Below are 17691 nucleotides of genomic sequence, written 5' to 3'. Positions count from 1 at the left end.
TTTTTATCGAACAAGGGCCACACCGATGCGTAGGCGCGTGGCGCGTTTGTTATAATCGAGAAGATTTTCGCCATAGCCGTGGAAGCTTTGGCCAAAGAGATAAAAGTCGGGGCCGTCGCCCAGAATGCGGCGCAATGGATAGGAAATATCGGCTGACACTGCTCCCTTGCCACTCCCGAAGTTGAACCGGGTGGAGGTGGAGAGGCGCAGTCCATTAACTTCCGCAACTTCCATAAAGAAGCCGCTATTGCCCCGATATCGGCGGATATCGCGATTATCGGAGCGGTCGCCGACATAGAGCCAGAAACGTGGTGCGGCAGTCAGCCGCCAATCACCGCCTAGCGAAAATGCCGCCATGGGCGTCACATAGACCATGTTGATGCTGCGCGATGCATCGCCATCTCGGCCATTGGATTCATGACGCAGGCCCACCTGCCCACTGAGAGTCGCTGTATCGGATAGGGCCTTGGGCTGTGCAAGGTAGAAGATTTCGGGCTGGAAATCGATATTGCGAAAGGGTGAGGAGTCCGCGCCCAGATCCCAGAACATACGCTGGGTATAAGCGAAATAGAGGCCATCCTTGAGGGAGGCAGGCTGGTCTTCCCGCAGCCGGCTGCCGAAAAGCTGATACTTGAAACTCAGCTGGATACGGGCCTCGCTGTTGGTTCCAGGGCCATAGACGGCATAGATCGGCTCATAAGGCGAGAGATTGTCTATAAAGGCATTGCCGACTGAACGATCGGCGGCGGATGGCGTAGGGGGCGGCACCGGCACGGTTGCTTGCGCCTGTTCGCCGGGCTGGTCTGGCATAAGCCCATGACGTGCGGAAAGAGCGATCTGCTGGCGACCCCATGCCGGAACAGAGAGCAACGCGCCCTGGTTTACCGATGCATCGGAAACTCGGTACTGCGCGCAGGCAAAGCCATGGGCGGCCACGATCACTTGTGCGGGAACGGTCGGCCCACGGTCGAGCCAGACGCTGTGTGTGCCGCCAGGCAGCGTCACTCGCGCCTCGATCCGGTCGGGCAGGGGGACCGTTTGCGCTGCATCATCGGAATTCAGAAGGCGGATATCAACAAGGGCAAAGCCATTGGCATCACGCTCATCAACATTCCTGATCAATATTTCGACATCTTCCCTGGCCTGCGCCTGAAAGGGCAGGAGGACGGATGCAGCCAGCAGGGCGGCGGGAAAGTTGGGCAGGTGTTTCATGCGTGGAGATGCAGTCCATTGTCGACGGGAATGACGGTGCCGGTTATGCGTCTGGCCGCATCGCTGACAAGGAAGGCGGCAAGGGAACCCACGTCGCCAATATCCACCAGTTGCCCTTGCGAAGCCTGCGCGGCTGCCCGATCGAGCAGTTCGTCGAACCGATCGATCCCGCTGGCCGCGCGTGTGGCGATCGGGCCGGGCGAGATCGCATGGGCGCGGATGCCCTTGGGACCGAGTTCAGCCGCCACATAGCGGGTCGCACTTTCCAACGCTGCCTTGACCGGCCCCATCAGGTTGTAATGTTCGATTACCCGCTCCGAGCCATAGAAGGTGACGCACAGCAGGCAGCCGCCCTCATTCATCAACGGCTCGGCCAGTTTTGCCATGCGCAGGAAGCTGTGGCAGGACACGTCCATCGCCATGGCAAAACCTTCTGCCGAGCTGTCGACTACGCGGCCGTGCAGGTCTTCCTTTGGCGCGAAGGCGATGGAGTGAAGCAGAAAGTCGAGCCCGCCCCAGCGCTCCCGCACCTCTTCGAACAGGGCTTCCAGTTGCCCCGGTTCACGCACGTCGCAAGGCGCGCTCCACTCGGCGCCAAGCTTTTCGGCAACAGGCGCGACCCAGCTCCTAGCCTTCTCGTTCACATAGGTCACGGCCAGGCGCGCGCCGCATTGGGCGAAGGCGTCGGCGCAGCCAGTAGCGATGCTATGTTCGTTTGCGACGCCGATGACGAGGCCGCGCTTGCCGCGCAGGTCTACCAGAGGGTTCATTGCGCTACTCCAAATAGAACCGAGAGGGTGTGAAGGGCAATCATGCGCTCTTCATCGGTCGGAATGACCAATGCCTTTACCTTGCTGTCGGGATGGCTAATGATGGTGTCATTGGACATATTGCCATGCGCCTGCAGCCTGATGCCCAGCCATTCGAGTCTGCGGCAGATGCGCGATCGCACATCGGCATGGTTTTCGCCAATCCCGGCCGTGAAGACGATTCCATCCACCCCGCCGAGGATGCTGACGAGAGCGCCTGCCTCCCGCGCTACCCGCCAGGTAAACAGGTCGATCGCATCCTGCGCTTCGGGTGCGCCACTCTCGGACAGGGCGCGCATATCGCTCGAAATGCCCGATACGCCCAGCAGGCCCGACTTGTTGTACAGAAGAGTTTCAACTTCCTGCGGGCTCATTCGCATCTGTGTTTGAAGGTGCAGTACCACGCCTGGATCGATCGTGCCGCAGCGTGTGCCCATCATCAGGCCGTCCAGCGCGGTAAAGCCCATGCTGGTGTCCACGCTCCTGCCATCGGCCATGGCGCACAGCGATGCGCCGTTGCCCAGATGCGCGACGATCACGCGACCGGCCGCAAGCGCCGGATCGATCGTTGCGAGGCGACGGGAAATATATTCATAGGACAGGCCATGGAAGCCATAGCGTCTGATCCCCTGATCGTGGAATGCGCGCGGGATGGCGAAGCGCGTGGCGAGTTCTGGCCGGTCATGGTGAAAGGCCGTGTCGAAGCAGGCGACCTGCGGCAGGTCTGGTGCGAGCGCGGTAATCGCCCGGACTGCGGCCAGATTGTGGGGCTGGTGCAGCGGCGCCAGCGGACAGAGCCTTTCAAGTTCGTCCAGCACAAGATCGTCGATCAGGCAGGGGACGGCGAAATCGACACCGCCATGAACGATGCGATGGCCTATGGCGATCACCTCGCGCCCGTCCAGATGGGAGATTGCCCAGTCGAACAGCCAGGCGAGCAGGTCGGCATGCGTAAGGCCATGTTGGTCCCGCCAGTCCTGTACGACCAGCGTCTCGCCCGACGTATCCCGGATCGTGAGGTGCGGGGAAATGCCAATGCGCTCGATTTTACCGGCAGCCGAGAGGGAGGGGGCACGATCCGCGTCGAGGACGTAGAGGGCGAACTTGATGCTGGACGAGCCGGAATTGAGGCTGACAATCGCCTTCATGCGGCGGAGCCTTGTGGAAGGCCCGGGGCTGCGTTGGTCGCTGCGCGCGCAAGCAGGGTCGCGACCGCGCAGGAGGCGAGCCGCGTCCGCAGACTGTCAGCCCGGCTGGTGAGGATGATGGGAACGCGCGCACCCAGAACCACGCCTGCCGCATCCGCTCCGCCAAGGAAGGTGAGCTGCTTGGCCAGCATGTTGCCAGCTTCCAGATCGGGCACGACGAGAATCTGCGCCTTTCCGGCGACGGAGGATACGATGCCCTTTTCCCGCGCCGCCGCTTCGCTGATCGCATTGTCGAAGGCCAGCGGGCCGTCGAGCAGGGCGCCCGTAATCTGTCCCCGGTCGGCCATCTTGCACAATGCGGCTGCGTCAAGCGTGGTCGGCATGGCGGGGTTGACCGTTTCCACCGCGGAAAGAATTGCGACGCGCGGTTCTGCCAGCCCGATGACATGGGCAAGGTCGATCGCGTTGCGGATGATGTCGGCTTTCTCGATCAGTGTGGGCGCGATGTTGATCGCCGCATCCGTGATGATGAGCGGTTCGGGATGGCCAGAGACATCCATGATATAGGCGTGGCTGATGCGCCGCTCGGTCCTCAACCCCGAACTGCGACTGACCACGGCAGCCATCAGTTCGTCTGTGTGAAGTGATCCCTTCATCAGCAGTGCCGCTTCGCCCGACCGCACAAGTTCGACCGCTTTGGCGGCGGAATCGTGGCTATGAGCAGTCGGAACGATGCGGAATGCGGAGATGTCCTTGCCGGCTTCTTCTGCCGCGTTGCGAATGCGGGTTTCCGGGCCGACCAGTATTGGCTCGATCAGTCCGGCCTCAGCCGCTTCCACTGCCGCAAGAAGTGCAGCCGCAGTGCAGGGATGGGCGATGGCAGTGGGAACGAAAGCATTCGAAGCCGTTTCAATCAGCCGGTGATAGGCGCCATGATCCGACAGCCGGATTTCCGGCAAAGCCACGCGCTGCCGGCTGATCTTCGTCGTCGGCGCCATAACTTCGGCCTGGCCCGTGATAACGGTCTCGCCGGCCTGGTTCTCGCAGCGGCAGTCGAGCAGGAGGATATGTTTGTCGGGCCGCTTTTCCGTGACTGTCACGGATGCCGTGATGATATCACCAATGCCGACCGGACGTTTGAAGCGCAGCGACTGACCCAGGTAGATGGTTCCAGGCCCCGGCAGTTCGGTTCCCAATACTGCTGAAATCAGACCGCCACCCCACATGCCATGAGCTATGATCCGGCGAAAAAAGTCGCCCTCGGCAAAGTCTGCATCCAGATGGGCCGGATTCACATCACCGGAAACCAATGCGAATAGCTGAATATCCTTTTGCGAGAGAGTGCGGGTCATACTGGCGGTTTCGCCGACAGTAATCTCGTCGAAGGTACGATTTTCGATCATGTCAGTGCCGGACACGTCTTATTTCTCCAGCACATAATGACCGGGAGCGTCGGCAATGGGGGCATACCCCTTATCTGCGGCACCCATGGCGGGGGGCGTGATCGGCTCTCCGGAACGCGCATCCAGCCATGCGTCCCATTCGGTCCACCAACTACCCTGCTTCTTCTGGGCGCCATCGCGCCATTCGTCCGCGTCATAGGCGGGGCCATCAGCCGGGCGGGTCAGTACTTCATAGCGCCGGTTCTTGTGGCCGGGTTCAGAAACTATGCCCGCATTGTGGCCACCACTCGTCAAAACAAACGTCACTTCCGCGCCTGTCAGCATATGAATCTTGTGTACCGATTTCCATGGCGCGACATGGTCGCGTTCGGTACCGACTACAAAGAACGGCGCGCGGATAGCGGACAAGGTGATATTGCGCCCTTCGACCGTATATTTCCCCTCGGCAAGCTCGTCGTTGAGGAAAAGCCGTGTCAGATATTCACTATGCATCGCATAGGGCATGCGGGTCCCGTCGGCATTCCACGCCATCAGGTCGATCATCTCGTCGCGCTCGCCCATCAGATAGGTTCCAAGTACATGCGACCAGACCAGATCGTTCGACCGTAATATCTGGAAGGCGCCGCCCATTTGGCTGCTGTCGAGAAAGCCCTTGCTCCACATCATGTTCTTGAGGATGTGCAACTGCGCTTCATCGATAAAGAGACCAAGCTCGCCCGGTTCACTGAACTCCGTCTGTGCCGCCAAAAGGGTGACGCTGGCCAGGCGTTCGTCATGATCGCGCGCCATTGCGGCTGCAGTGATTGAGAGCAACGTACCGCCCAGGCAGTAGCCAGCCGCGTGAATCTTGCTCGCACCGGTAATGGTAGTGATGGCGTCGAGCGCCGCCATTGGACCAAGGCGGCGATAGGCATCGAGATCAAGGTCGCGATCTTGCGTTCCGGGATTGTGCCAGGACAGGATGAAGACGGTATAACCCTGCGCAGTCAGCCATTTGACCATCGAATTTCCCGGCGACAGATCCAGAATATAATATTTCATGATCCATGCAGGTACGATCAGCACGGGCTCCGGTCGCACCTTGTCTGTTGTCGGTTCATACTGGATAAGTTCGACCAGCTGGTTGCGGAAGACGACTTTGCCCTTGGCGGTCGCCACGGTTTCACCGGGTTTGAAAGCCTCGGTGCCGACTGGCGGTTCGCCGCGGAACTGGCGCTGCATATCTTCGAGCCAATGGGCGGCGCCGTCCGCCAGGCATTGCCCTCCGGTATCGGCGATGCGCTTGAGAAGAACGGGATTGGTAGCGATAAAATTGCTGGGCGAAAAATAGTCGAGAAACTGGCGCGCCACAAAATTCACAATATCCTCATGATGGCGTGAGACGCCATCGATACCGCTCGTCGCCGCATGCCACCACTGCTGATTAAGCAGGAAAGACTGGGCGATAAGGTTGAAGGGGGGCTTCTGCCAGGCTTGATCGACGAAGCGATGATCCTGCGGCAAAGGCTCGATTGCGGGCGCGGCGTCAGGATCACGGGCTTTTCGTACCGCGTAGTCGAGCAGCCGGGCAGATTTGCGCGCTGCTTTTGCAGAAAGCTGAAGCTGTTTGCCCGGAGAACTCGCCATGTGAATGGCCCAATCGGATATTGCCATGAAGAGGGTAGCAGGTGACAATCCGCTGGTTGCTTGAGCGATTGAAGAAGCGGCCATACGGTCCAAAGTCTGGGCGAAACCGTCCAGGGGATCGCTATGCTGCGGGTCTCTATCTACCATGAGATTCTTGCATCCTGATCGTGTATCTTAAATCGAGAGGGGCGGGCGCGCAGGTCCCGACTACCGGCGCAGGGAGGGTATCCCTGCCGCAAGCAAGTCCAGTGCTTGGTCAATATGGGCTGACTTGGCTGCAGGCGTGTTATCGAGAACTTTAAGCATACGAATACGCATACGTGGCGCGAGCACGAGCGTGTCCAGCAGTAACGAAGCAATGTCTTCGATCTCATCGTTATCGTATTTTGCAGTTTCCGGATCGGCCAAGAGCGTCTCGCGTATGATATCGACCCAATGGCTTGTTACAATCTGCAGTGCATTGTCCGAATAATCGGGGACAAGTCTTTCAATTTCCGCCTTAAGCCTGTCAAAGCCGATCACTTTCGGCGTTAAAAATCCATCTAGGATGTTTTGGGCAGCAACCGAAATGCGCTCACGAACGCTGGTTCCTTCCGTCTGGACAACCAGCGCTTCGATAAAGCAGGTCCGTTCATGGTCAATGACAGCCCCGAATAGGCCGATCTTCGATCCGTATCGCCGATATAGTGTCCGCTTCGTAACTTGAGCGTCTGTTGCGATTTCATCCATGTTCGCGCCTTCGTACCCATGCTGAAGGAAATTCTTGCTGGCGACCTCCAGAATATGAGCGCCAAGCCGCTTGCCGGCCGTCACTGTTGGTCGACCGGTACGGGCATGGGGCGCAGCATTGGGAGTGCGGTCAGGCATGATCGCAAAATCTCCTTTTTTAGGAATGCGATTCGCATCCGCTGGACCTCAATCATAAGCGAAGGTATACTCGTGCGTATACATATGATTCTTCGCGAACAGAAAAATCTGTTCCGGAGTTAAAGTCGAGCTGAGAATATGGATTTTTATGTCTAGTTTGGCACTCGTCACTGGCGCTACGCGCGGCATTGGCACCGCAATTGCAAAAGCTTTGAAGGCAGTCGGCTGCGATGTGGTCTCGGTTTGCCATGGTGGCTACTGTGCCTGACGCTGTGCGCGCGAAGATAATATCTTCCATTCCGGTTGGCCGGCGAGGAGGGCCCGAAGAAATTGCTCAGGCCGTGGTCTGCCTTACTTCGGCGCTAGCTGCTTTTTTTGCAGGATCCGTTCCTACCATGAATAGCGGGTAGTATATGGTTAACGGGTGACTTTGATTTCTTCCTTGGGCGATCATTCTCCAGATATGCCTATCGTTTCAGTCAGGAAAGTTTTCGGATGAGCTATCCATTTGATCAAATGACTTCGCTTGTAAGTGCCAATCAAAAACTGGGGCAGGCCTTGTTCGAGGTCGCCCGCGTAGCCGCGCAGCGACAGGCGAAAATTGCGTCCCAAGGTCTTGCGGTATTTACGCAGGCAGGTGCCGCACCGCAGGTGTCCCCGTTTCAATTCCCATTGCTGTCGCAATGGCCGGAAATTGTTATGGAGGTAGAGCAAAACCGACAGGCGTCGCTGGCGGATGTAAGCGCTGCGGTTGCGGAATGGCGAGATGCCGTCGGGGCCGCATTCTCGATAGAGGAAGCGCAGCAGCGGGCTCGTAGAGTTTTCGATGTCTGGACGCGGTGACTTCCAGGGGGGCGATGCCGTTGCCGCTCCTGCGGATGCCGTCCGGGCTCCAAAGCCAAGGCTCCGGCGGCAAACTAAAATTTGACGACCAGTCGTCGCAAGTGGCCAGCGTTGTGGTAACGCGGACTGCTTGCCTGGTTGGGTTGACGAGGGACGGTGTACCAATGTTGCAATCTCGGGAATGGCCCTATGGGAAAGGGCCGGGCATCGCCGTGAAAAGGCGGCGGCTTTTGCTCGCCGCGTTTTTGCTCCTCGGTACGTCGGCCTGCTCGTTCACGCCCGATTATGTCGCGCCGGCCATGCCGGTACCTACTGCATATGATGCGCCTGATGCGTCGGGCGGATCGATCGCCAGAACGAGCTGGCGCGAATTTTTTCGCGAGCCTGAACTTCAGCGGCTGATTGGCGAAGCGCTCGAAAATAATCGGGATATTCGTATTGCGGCAAGCCGTGTGTCCGAAGCGCGGGCCGCCTGGCGGATCGAAGGGGCTGCGCTCTATCCGCAGCTTGACGCCGTGAGTGGCTATAGCCGTGGGCGCACTTTAGCCAATATTCCCGGAGCTGGGGCGACAATGGTCAGTTCCGAGCAGATCAGCGCGCAGTTGAGCGCAAGCTGGGAAATCGATTTTTGGGGCCGTTTGCGCAATTTGCGCGATGCCGCGCGCTGGCAGTATCTGGCAACAGAGGAGGCGCGCAGGTCGGTTGCCTCCGGACTGGTGGCACAGGTGGCGAACGGTTACCTCCTGGAGCGCGAATATGAAGAACGCATAGCCCTTGCCCGCAACTCGATCTCCACGCGTGAGGAATCGCTGCGGATCATGCGGCGACGTTATGAAGTGGGCTCCGGCTCGAAACTTGACATGATGCAGGCGCAGACCCTGCTCGCCCAGGCCCGCACGACCCTCTATGGACTGGAGCAGGATCGCGCGGTCAACCGTAACGCCTTGGCGCTTCTTGTCGGTCATTCGATTGGCATCGCGCCCGGACACCTATCTCTCGCCGAGGCGCCTGAAGGCCTGGTCCTTCCGCCTGGGCTACCATCGGAATTGCTGCTCTATCGCCCTGATATCCTGGCCGCGGAATATGGGCTTCGTGCCGCCAACGCCAATATCGGTGCCGCACGCGCAGCGTTTCTGCCAAATATCTCATTGACTGGCGCCTATGGCACCATGAGCGATCAACTGGATGGTCTGTTCTCAAGCGGCAGTGAAGCATGGAGCTTTACGCCCAGCTTGAGGCTACCACTATTCAATGCCGGGCGCTTGAAGGGCAACCTTGACGTCGCAAAAGCGCGCGAGGTGCGCGCCGTTGCCGAATATGAGCAGGCGATCCAGACCGGTTTTCGGGATGTGTCCGATGCGCTGGTTCAGCGGCGCCAGCTGCAAAAGCAGATCGAAACTACCCGTGACATGCTGGGCGCGCAGCGCGAGCGCGCGCGCCTTGCTCAGCTACGTTTTGACAACGGTCGCTCCGCCTATCTCGAAGTGCTCGATGCCCAGCGCGATCTGTTCGATGCCGAACAGGCGCTGGTCCAGCTGCGGCGCGCTGAAATTTCCAGCATCGTCGCGCTCTATTCGGCGCTTGGCGGCGGCTTCGTAGCCGATCAGACCTTCCAGACGAACTCGACAGAAAGCGATAGGGGACAGACGCAATGACGCAGGCCAAGAGCAAAAGCAGGCTTGTCCTGGGCGGGATCGCCGTGGCCATTATCGCGGCAGGCATAGCACTCTATCTGCTGCTCAAGCCGGCGGAACTTCCGGAAGGTATCGCCAGCGGCAACGGGCGCATCGAGGCGGTCGAGATCGACATTGCCGCCAAGACCGCTGGGCGTATCCGCGACATCGTCGCCGAAGAGGGACAACTGGTCAAAGCGGGTGATGTTGTCGCCCATATGGATACCGAGACCATGCGCGCCCAGTTGGCCGAAGCCGAAGCCCAGCTCGCCCAGGCTATCAACAATGTCCAGATAGCCGAAACCCAGGTCAGCCAGCGTCAAAGCGAGCGCGCCTCCGCCATGGCGACAGTCCGCCAGCGAGAGGCTGAACTCAATGCCGCGCGCAAGCGTTATGGACGGTCTGAAACTCTGGCGCGCGAAGGCGCTACGGCGGTTCAGGAGCGGGATGACAATCTGGCTTCGGTTGAGGGCGCAGCGGCCACCGTCGAAGCGGCTCGAGCTCAGCTGGCGGCGGTCGACGCCAGCATCGCCGCATCACGCAGCCAGGTCATCGGCGCACGCTCAAATGTCGATGCCGTCAGGGCTACGATCGTGCGTATCAAGGCGGATATCGCGGACAGTGATCTTCGCGCGCCCCGTTCTGGTCGCATCCAGTACCGTGTTGCACAACCGGGCGAGGTGGTGGCAAGCGGTGGACGCGTCATGAACCTTGTCGACCTGACGGACGTTTACATGACTTTTTTCCTGCCTGAGACGGCGGCGGGCAAGGTGCGTATCGGCAGCGAGGTGCGCCTCGTTCTCGATGCAGCGTCCAATATCGTGATCCCTGCGAAGATCAGCTTCGTTGCCGATGTCGCCCAGTTCACGCCCAAGACGGTGGAGACGGAAAGTGAGCGTCAGAAGCTGATGTTCCGCGTGCGCGCGCGGATCGATCCGGCCCTGTTGCAGCGCCATCTCGATATCGTAAAGACTGGCCTTCCGGGCATGGCCTATGTCAGAATTGATCCGAAAGCCGACTGGCCCGCAAATCTCAGCAACCTCGTTAAGGAATAAGACCGGTGGCGACAGCCCAGCCCCCGAGCGGACCGCCGGTCGTCCGCCTTGCCGGAGTGCATCTGCACTACGGCAAGGCGGAAGCCCTGCGCGGCATCGATTTCGAGATCGCTTCAGGACGGATGATCGGCCTGATCGGCCCTGACGGGGTCGGCAAGTCGAGTCTTCTCTCTCTCGTCGCCGGCGCGCGGGCCGTGCAGGGCGGGGCGGTGGAAGTGCTGGGCGGCGATATGGCCGACAGACGCCATCGTGAGAATGTCTGTCCGCGCATCGCCTATATGCCGCAGGGCTTGGGCAAGAACCTGTATCCAACGCTTTCGGTCGAAGAGAACCTCCAGTTCTTCGCTCGCCTGTTCGGTCACGACGCGGGCGAGCGACGCCGGCGCATCGATGACCTGACGCGCAGTACCGGCCTTAAAACCTTCCTGTCGCGTCCGGCGGGTAAGCTTTCGGGCGGAATGAAGCAGAAGCTGGGTCTATGCTGTGCGCTGATCCACGATCCGGACCTGCTCATCCTCGACGAACCCACGACCGGCGTCGATCCGTTGGCGCGCGCGCAATTCTGGGATCTCATCGCGCGCATCCGCAAACAGCGCCCCGGCATGAGCGTAATCGTCGCCACCGCCTATATGGACGAGGCGCAACGCTTCGATTGGCTGGTAGCGATGGACGATGGCGCGATCCTAGCCACCGGCACACCTGCCCAGCTGCTCGAGCGCACGGGCTGCAACGATCTTGACGCCGCTTTCGCCGAACTTCTGCCCGAAGAGCGCAAAGATGGCCACGCACCGGTGGTCATTCCGCCGCTCGATGTCGAGGAGAATGACATTGCCATCGAGGCGCAAGGGCTGACCATGCGTTTCGGGGACTTCGTTGCGGTCGACCATGTTTCGTTCCGCATCCGCCGCGGCGAGATTTTCGGTTTTCTCGGATCCAATGGCTGCGGCAAGTCGACGACGATGAAGATGCTGACAGGCCTGCTCCCCGCAACGGAAGGGCAGGCCTGGCTGTTTGGCCACGAGGTGGACCCGCGCGACATCGCTACACGCCGCCGGGTGGGCTATATGAGCCAGTCCTTCTCGCTTTATGGCGAGTTGACGGTGCGGCAGAATCTGGAACTCCATGCGCGCTTGTTCCACGTTCCGGCTGAAGAGATCGCCAGACGTGTTGTCGAGATCGCCGGCCGCTTTGGCCTTGAGTCAGAGATGGAGGAATTGCCCGAGCGTCTGCCGCTGGGCATTCGCCAACGACTTAGTCTTGCCGTGGCTATGGTTCACAACCCGGAGCTACTGATCCTCGATGAGCCAACGTCGGGCGTGGATCCGGTCGCGCGCGATTCATTCTGGCGCCTGCTTGTCGAACTGTCGCGGCGCGACCGGGTGACAATATTCATCTCCACCCACTTCATGAACGAGGCCGAACGCTGCGATCGCATGTCGATGATGCACGCAGGCAAGGTACTCGACAGCGACGCGCCCGCAAAGCTTGTCGAAAAGCGGGGCGCGAAGTCGCTCGAGGATGCCTTCATCGGTTATCTGCTCGAGGCTGCCGGAGAAGGCGGGGCGCCAGCGGAGGACATCCCTGAACTCCAGGCACAGGCCGAGCCAGTTCACGATCAACCTCCTGCGAGACGCCGGTTCAGCCTTCAAAGGCTGTTCAGTTACGTCTGGCGTGAAACGCTTGAACTGCGACGCGACCCCGTCCGTGGTACACTGGCGATTGCAGGTTCTGTCATCCTGCTGCTCGTGATGGGATACGGCATCAGCATGGACGTAAACGATTTACGGTACGCCGTGCTCGACCGCGACCAGAGTGCGATGAGTCAAAGCTATCAGCTTGACATTTCCGGGTCTCCGTATTTCATCGAACGACGCCCGATCACCGATTATGACGACCTCGACAAGCGGATGCGCAGCGGCGAACTAGCGCTTGCAATCGAGATTCCACCCGGCTTCGGGCGGGATGTAATGCGTGGCGCGCCGGTAGCCATTGGCGCCTGGTTCGATGGCGCGATGCCGTCTCGTGCGGAAACCGTGCAGGGTTATATCCAGGGCATGCATCAGCTCTGGCTCTCCGAGCAAATGCGCATGGCCGGCATGACGACCGCTTCGTCGGTATCGGTCGAGAACCGCTTCCGTTACAATCCCGACGTCAAGAGCCTGCCAGCGATGGTGCCGGTCGTCATTCCAATGCTGCTTCTGATGTTGCCCGCGATGCTCGCAGCGCTTGCCGTGGTGCGCGAAAAGGAAACGGGCTCGATCATCAATCTTTATGTTACGCCGGTCACGCGAACGGAATTCCTGCTGGGCAAGCAATTGCCTTATGTCGGACTTGCGATGCTGAATTTCACGGTCATGGTGCTGTTGGGTGTGTTTCTGTTCGACGTGCCCATCACAGGTAGCGTGTTGACTCTGGTGGTGGCCGCATTGCTTTTCTGCGTTATCGCCACGGGTATGGGGCTGTTGGCTTCGGCCGTCACGAAAAGCCAGATCGCCGCGATGTTCCTGGCGATGATCGGCACGCTGATTCCCACGGTTACCTACGGGGGCATGCTCGATCCAGTCTCCTCATTGGAGGGTACGGGCCGTATCATCGGTGAATTCTATCCGGCCAGCCATATGTTCACGATCAGCCGAGGGGTATTCAACAAGGCACTGGGTTTCGGCGATCTGGCGGGATCATTCTGGCCGCTGATGCTGGCAATCCCGGTCATCATCGGTGTCGCGATTGCGCTGTTGCGCAAGCAGGAGCAGTAGCATGCGCCAGAAGCTCTCCAACATCTACCGGCTTGGCGTCAAGGAGCTGTGGAGTCTTTGGCGTGACCCGACAATGCTGGTGCTGATCCTGTTCCTGTTCACGGCGTCGGTCTACACGTCCGCCTCTTCAATGCCGGAAACCCTCAACAAGGCGGCAATCGCCGTCGTCGACGAGGACAATTCGCCGCTGTCGCAGCGGATCGTTTCGGCATTCTATCCGCCCCAATTCAAGACACCCGATCGCATCGCTCCGTCGCAGATCGACCCCGGCCTGGATGCAGGAATCTATACGTTCGTGCTGCACATCCCTTCGGGTTTCCAGCAGGATATTCTCGCAGGGCGTAAGGCGGAAATCCAGCTTAACACTGACGCGACGCGCATGACTCAGGCGTTTAGCGGGAGCGGCTACATCCAGCAAATTGCGCTGGGTGAAGTGACTGCTTTCATGCAGCGATACCGCAGCAAGACAAGCCTCCCGGTAGACCTTGAAGTGCGCGCACGGTTCAATCCGACGCTGAACAAAAAATGGTTCGGTGGCCTGTCTCAGATCATCAACTACATCGCGTTGCTCTCGATTATTCTGACCGGGGCCGCGTTGATCCGAGAGCGCGAACACGGCACTATCGAGCATTTGCTGGTCATGCCAGTGACGCCTTTCGAGATCATGGCGAGCAAGATCTGGTCGATGGGCCTTGTCGTGCTGGTGGCGTCGTTTGCCTCACTCAACCTGGTGGTACGCGGAGCGCTCGACATCCCGGTCGCAGGATCGTTAACACTGTTTTTTTCTGGCGCGGCGCTGGTGCTGTTCGCGACGACATCAATGGGCATATTCATGGCAACCATTGCGCGCAATATGCCGCAGTTTGGGATGTTGGCGGTGCTTGTGCTTCTGCCGCTGCAGATGCTTTCAGGGGGTACGACACCTCGCGAAAGCATGCCTGAGGTGGTGCGCACCGTCATGCTCGCTGCGCCAACCACTCATTTCGTTGAACTGGGGCAGGCGATTCTGTTTCGCGGAGCCGGAATCGATGTGGTCTGGCCGCAGTTTGCTGCGGCGGCAGCGATCGGTGTGGTGTTCTTTGCAATTGCGCTCTCGCGCTTCCGTAAGACGATCGCATCGATGGCGTGATTCGCGTGCAGGTAGGCAAGATTTGCTTCAGGAGAACTGGGTGTTTTGGTGCCATCGCCGTCAACGTGTGCATGAATTTTTAATGAGAAAATTGCATTTTTGTCTGAATGATCCTATCTGGAAACCAAAGGAGCATTCAGTGTCGGCAGTGACGGAACTCGCGCGAAAATTGCGACCAGGGCAAGTTTACCGGCGTAAAGATCTTGCACGCTGGTCAACTGCCGTTGACCGGCATCTGCGTCAGCTTGTCGCGAAAGGACGCCTTGAGAAGGTGGCGAACGGTCTGTACATGGCGCCGCGCCGGACCCGCTTTGGTAATGCTCCGGCAAAGCCGGAGAAACTGGTGGGGAGGTTCCTTGGGGATGAACGTTTTCTCATGTTGTCGCCCAATGCCTACAATGGCCTAGGTGTGGGCACCACGCAGCTTCACAACGTGCCGGTCGTCTACAACCACAAGCGGCATGGGCGCTTCAAGCTCGATGGTCGCGAGTATGATTTTCGTATGCGCGCCACCTTACCGGCTCATCTGACCGAGGAGGTCTTGCTCGTAGACCTGCTTCATAACCTCGAGCGGCTGCCTGAAGATGCATCCAGCATCTTGCCTAAAGCCTTAGCGCGCGCGCGAGGAATGGATCGCAAACGCCTGGCACGGGCCGTCCGCGACTTTGGCTCGGCTCGAGCGGAGCGGTTATTGTCGCCTGTGCTGCACAGCACATGACGCTGCTGCACAACTTGCCTGATTTCGGCGATCTGATTGCCGTGACTGCCCGAAACCACGCAATCGACCCAAGCCTAGTCGAAAAAGACTATTGGATCATGCATGGTATCTGGGGTTTGCAGCAGTTGGGTTTTGGCTTCGAGCTCAAGGGCGGCACCTCGCTGTCAAAGGGTGAGGTGGTCCCGGAAATTTGGACAGGGTGCTAAGCTAATCCCGACCTGAGGAATGGACGGGAAATGAGGAAGACGAGGAAGCGCTACAGCGCGGAGTTCAAGGCGAAGGTGGCGCTGGAAGCGATCCGGGGTGACCTGACGCTGGCGGAGCTGGCCGCGAAGCACGGCATTCACCATACGATGATCGCGGCGTGGAAGCGGCAGGCGGTCGAAGGGATGGCAGGCACGTTCTCGGGGGCAAGTGATGCGGCCCGGGCGGCCAGCGAGGCCGAAGTCGAGAAGCTTCACGCGAAGATCGGTCAGTTGGTCGTGGAGCGCGATTTTTTAGCCAGAGCCTCCGGTCGATGAGCGTGGCACGGAGGCGGGCGATGATCGAACCAGCTCACCAACGCCTGTCTATCGCGGCGCAATGCCGGCTGCTCTCGATCAGCCGGTCGTCCTACTACTATGCACCGGTGCCGGAGAGTGAGGAGACGCTGGCGCTGATGCGGGTGATCGACGCGGCGTTCCTCGACATGCCGTGGTATGGCAGTCGACAGATGGTCCGGCACCTGCGCCGAGGCGGCTATGATGTTGGCCGACGACGTGTGCGGCGGCTGATGGGCAAGATGGGCCTGTCGCCGATCTACCAGCGACCGCGCACGAGTGATCCGCATCCGCAGCATCGGATTTATCCGTATCTGCTGCGCAAGCTGGAGATAGTGCGACCGAACCATGTGTGGTGTGCGGATGTGACCTACATCCCGATGCGCCGAGGGTTCCTGTACCTGGTCGCGGTGATGGACTGGGCGACCCGCAAGGTCTTGGCCTGGCGCCTGTCGAACACGATGGATGCGGGCTTCTGCGTGGCGGCTTTGGAGGAAGCGCTGGCGCGCTTCGGTCGTCCCGAGATCTTCAATACGGATCAGGGTAGTCAGTTCACTTCGCTAGCCTTCACCAGCGTGCTGCGGGATGCCGAGGTGCGGATCAGCATGGACGGCCGAGGCCGCTGGAGGGCCTGTCAGTAATTTTGTGCGCGAGGTCATATAGATGGAATGGAAAGGACCATCGATATGGCGATCGACAAGGAGTTACTGGATCAGTTGCTGTCAGGGCGTGATCCGCAGGATTTGTTTGCCAAGGACGGCTTGATTGCTGAACTGAAGAAGGCGCTTTCGGAGCGGATGCTTGCCGCCGAACTGGATGATCATCTCGAATCGGAAGCCGAGGTTGGGATCGGCAATCGCCGCAACGGCACCTCGAAGAAGACGATGCTGACCGGTTCTTCGAAGCTGACGCTGGACATTCCGCGTGACCGGCAGGGCACATTCGATCCCAAGTTGATCGCCAAATACCAGCGCCGCTTCCCGGACTTCGACGACAAAATCATCTCGATGTATGCGCGCGGCATGACGGTGCGTGAGATCCGGGGACATCTGGAGGAGCTTTACGGCATCGATGTGTCGCCGGACCTGATCTCGACGGTGACCGACGCCGTGCTGGAAACCGTCGCTGAATGGCAAGGACGGCCGCTTGATGCCTGCTACCCGCTGGTCTTCTTCGACGCGATCCGGGTCAAAATCCGGGATGAGGGCTTTGTCCGTAACAAGGCGGTGTACATCGCGCTCGGTATCCTGCCCGACGGGACCAAGGAAATCCTCGGGATGTGGATCGAGCAGACCGAGGGGGCCAAGTTCTGGATGCGCGTCATGAACGAGCTCAAGAACCGGGGGGTGGCCGACATCCTCATTGCCGTCGTCGACGGATTGAAGGGCTTCCCCGATGCCATCAACGCCGTGTTCCCGCAAACGGTGGTCCAGACCTGCATTGTGCATCTGATCCGTAACTCGATGGGCTTTGCGTCGTGGAAGGACCGGAAGGCCATCGCAGCTTCCCTGCGCAGCATCTATCGCGCCGAGAATGCCGAGACCGGCCTGGCCGCGCTGGAAGCCTTCGAGGCAGGGCCCTGGGGCCAGAAATATCCAGCCATCCCCCAGAGCTGGCGTCGGCACTGGGAGCAAGTGATCCCATTCTTTGCCTTCAGTGCGCCGATCCGGCGGATGATCTATACCACCAACGCCATCGAGGCCCTGAACTCGAAGCTCAGGCGGGCAGTGCGCACGCGCGGCCACTTCCCCGGTGACGAGGCGGCGATGAAACTGCTATACCTCGTTCTCAATCACGCGGCCGAAGAATGGAAACGGCCCCCGCGCGAGTGGTTCGAGGCCAAAACCCAGTTCGCTATCATCTTCGGCGACAGGTTCACGGTCTGATGAACAAAAACGACCTCGCGCACAAAA

The 17691-nt window shown here is 59.6% G+C and carries 14 protein-coding genes and 1 pseudogene; 9 read left to right on the top strand and 6 right to left on the bottom strand.

The window, feature by feature from the left end; genetic code table 11:
* Nucleotides 1-3: 3 nt before the first annotated feature.
* The 6 genes from ACSSV3_RS13755 to ACSSV3_RS13730 are packed head-to-tail and all read right to left on the bottom strand — an operon-like array spanning nucleotide 4 to nucleotide 7065.
* Nucleotides 4-1212, bottom strand: a complete 1209-nt coding sequence (locus tag ACSSV3_RS13755) for a phospholipase A (RefSeq protein WP_046902785.1) — start codon at nucleotides 1210-1212, stop codon at nucleotides 4-6.
* Nucleotides 1209-1982: an enoyl-ACP reductase FabI gene (gene fabI, locus ACSSV3_RS13750; RefSeq protein WP_046902784.1), complete on the bottom strand. Its 774-nt coding sequence runs from the start codon at nucleotides 1980-1982 to the stop codon at nucleotides 1209-1211. The genes ACSSV3_RS13755 and fabI overlap by 4 nt, the downstream gene beginning before the upstream one ends.
* Nucleotides 1979-3169 (bottom strand): acetate/propionate family kinase, encoded by a 1191-nt coding sequence (locus ACSSV3_RS13745; RefSeq protein WP_046902783.1) that lies wholly within the window; start codon nucleotides 3167-3169, stop codon nucleotides 1979-1981. The genes fabI and ACSSV3_RS13745 overlap by 4 nt, the downstream gene beginning before the upstream one ends.
* Nucleotides 3166-4587, bottom strand: a complete 1422-nt coding sequence (locus ACSSV3_RS13740) for a bifunctional enoyl-CoA hydratase/phosphate acetyltransferase (protein ID WP_046902782.1) — start codon at nucleotides 4585-4587, stop codon at nucleotides 3166-3168. Before ACSSV3_RS13740 ends, ACSSV3_RS13745 begins: the two co-directional genes overlap by 4 nt.
* Nucleotides 4588-4590: 3 nt before the next feature.
* On the bottom strand, nucleotides 4591-6345 hold the full coding sequence (locus ACSSV3_RS13735) for a PHA/PHB synthase family protein (RefSeq protein ID WP_046902781.1): 1755 nt from the start codon (nucleotides 6343-6345) through the stop codon (nucleotides 4591-4593).
* 60 nt (nucleotides 6346-6405) lie between these two features.
* Nucleotides 6406-7065 carry a TetR/AcrR family transcriptional regulator gene (locus ACSSV3_RS13730; RefSeq protein ID WP_354326751.1) on the bottom strand — a complete coding sequence of 220 codons (660 nt, stop codon included), beginning with the start codon at nucleotides 7063-7065 and terminating at the stop codon, nucleotides 6406-6408.
* 495 nt (nucleotides 7066-7560) lie between these two features.
* Between ACSSV3_RS13730 and ACSSV3_RS13725 the strand changes: the two genes are divergently transcribed.
* The 9 genes and pseudogenes from ACSSV3_RS13725 (at nucleotide 7561) to ACSSV3_RS13685 (ending at nucleotide 17664) form a co-directional block, all read left to right on the top strand.
* On the top strand, nucleotides 7561-7908 hold the full coding sequence (locus ACSSV3_RS13725; RefSeq protein ID WP_354326753.1) for a hypothetical protein: 348 nt from the start codon (nucleotides 7561-7563) through the stop codon (nucleotides 7906-7908).
* Between the two features lie 164 nt (nucleotides 7909-8072).
* Nucleotides 8073-9563 carry an efflux transporter outer membrane subunit gene (locus tag ACSSV3_RS13720; RefSeq protein ID WP_082347800.1) on the top strand — a complete coding sequence of 497 codons (1491 nt, stop codon included), beginning with the start codon at nucleotides 8073-8075 and terminating at the stop codon, nucleotides 9561-9563.
* Nucleotides 9560-10636, top strand: coding sequence for an HlyD family secretion protein (locus ACSSV3_RS13715; protein ID WP_046902779.1), 1077 nt, complete (start codon nucleotides 9560-9562; stop codon nucleotides 10634-10636). The genes ACSSV3_RS13720 and ACSSV3_RS13715 overlap by 4 nt, the downstream gene beginning before the upstream one ends.
* Nucleotides 10637-10641: 5 nt before the next feature.
* Nucleotides 10642-13392 (top strand): ribosome-associated ATPase/putative transporter RbbA, encoded by a 2751-nt coding sequence (gene rbbA / locus ACSSV3_RS13710; protein ID WP_354326755.1) that lies wholly within the window; start codon nucleotides 10642-10644, stop codon nucleotides 13390-13392.
* Nucleotide 13393: 1 nt separating this feature from the next.
* A complete protein-coding gene (locus ACSSV3_RS13705) occupies nucleotides 13394-14521 on the top strand; it encodes an ABC transporter permease (protein WP_354326756.1) in 1128 nt (375 codons plus the stop codon).
* A 139-nt stretch (nucleotides 14522-14660) separates the two neighbouring features.
* The gene (locus ACSSV3_RS13700; RefSeq protein ID WP_354326759.1) at nucleotides 14661-15239 is read left to right on the top strand and encodes a hypothetical protein; all 579 of its coding nucleotides are present in this window, start codon (nucleotides 14661-14663) and stop codon (nucleotides 15237-15239) included.
* The gene (locus ACSSV3_RS13695) at nucleotides 15236-15445 is read left to right on the top strand and encodes a hypothetical protein (RefSeq protein WP_354326761.1); all 210 of its coding nucleotides are present in this window, start codon (nucleotides 15236-15238) and stop codon (nucleotides 15443-15445) included. The genes ACSSV3_RS13700 and ACSSV3_RS13695 overlap by 4 nt, the downstream gene beginning before the upstream one ends.
* A gap of 30 nt (nucleotides 15446-15475) precedes the next feature.
* Nucleotides 15476-16404: pseudogene (locus tag ACSSV3_RS13690) on the top strand (IS3 family transposase); the annotation flags it as partial.
* Between the two features lie 60 nt (nucleotides 16405-16464).
* Entirely contained in the window at nucleotides 16465-17664 is a 1200-nt protein-coding gene (locus tag ACSSV3_RS13685) for an IS256 family transposase (protein ID WP_354326762.1), read from the top strand.
* Nucleotides 17665-17691: the final 27 nt, after the last annotated feature.

The sequence above is a fragment of the Porphyrobacter sp. MBR-49 genome (genome assembly GCF_053628655.1).
Note: the sequence above shows the minus strand (reverse complement) of the source record. Positions and strands in the feature narration are given on the sequence as shown.

Bases quoted from the DNA above. Each gene is read 5' to 3' on its own strand.
- ACSSV3_RS13745 (WP_046902783.1), bottom strand. From the start codon at position 3,169: ATGAAGGCGATTGTCAGCCTCAATTCCGGCTCGTCCAGCATCAAGTTC.
- fabI (WP_046902784.1), bottom strand. From the start codon at position 1,982: ATGAACCCTCTGGTAGACCTGCGCGGCAAGCGCGGCCTCGTCATCGGC.
- ACSSV3_RS13730 (WP_354326751.1), bottom strand. From the start codon at position 7,065: ATGCCTGACCGCACTCCCAATGCTGCGCCCCATGCCCGTACCGGTCGA.
- ACSSV3_RS13720 (WP_082347800.1), top strand. From the start codon at position 8,073: ATGTTGCAATCTCGGGAATGGCCCTATGGGAAAGGGCCGGGCATCGCC.
- ACSSV3_RS13695 (WP_354326761.1), top strand. From the start codon at position 15,236: ATGACGCTGCTGCACAACTTGCCTGATTTCGGCGATCTGATTGCCGTG.
- ACSSV3_RS13735 (WP_046902781.1), bottom strand. From the start codon at position 6,345: ATGGTAGATAGAGACCCGCAGCATAGCGATCCCCTGGACGGTTTCGCC.
- ACSSV3_RS13755 (WP_046902785.1), bottom strand. From the start codon at position 1,212: ATGAAACACCTGCCCAACTTTCCCGCCGCCCTGCTGGCTGCATCCGTC.
- ACSSV3_RS13705 (WP_354326756.1), top strand. From the start codon at position 13,394: ATGCGCCAGAAGCTCTCCAACATCTACCGGCTTGGCGTCAAGGAGCTG.
- ACSSV3_RS13715 (WP_046902779.1), top strand. From the start codon at position 9,560: ATGACGCAGGCCAAGAGCAAAAGCAGGCTTGTCCTGGGCGGGATCGCC.
- ACSSV3_RS13725 (WP_354326753.1), top strand. From the start codon at position 7,561: ATGAGCTATCCATTTGATCAAATGACTTCGCTTGTAAGTGCCAATCAA.
- ACSSV3_RS13685 (WP_354326762.1), top strand. From the start codon at position 16,465: ATGGCGATCGACAAGGAGTTACTGGATCAGTTGCTGTCAGGGCGTGAT.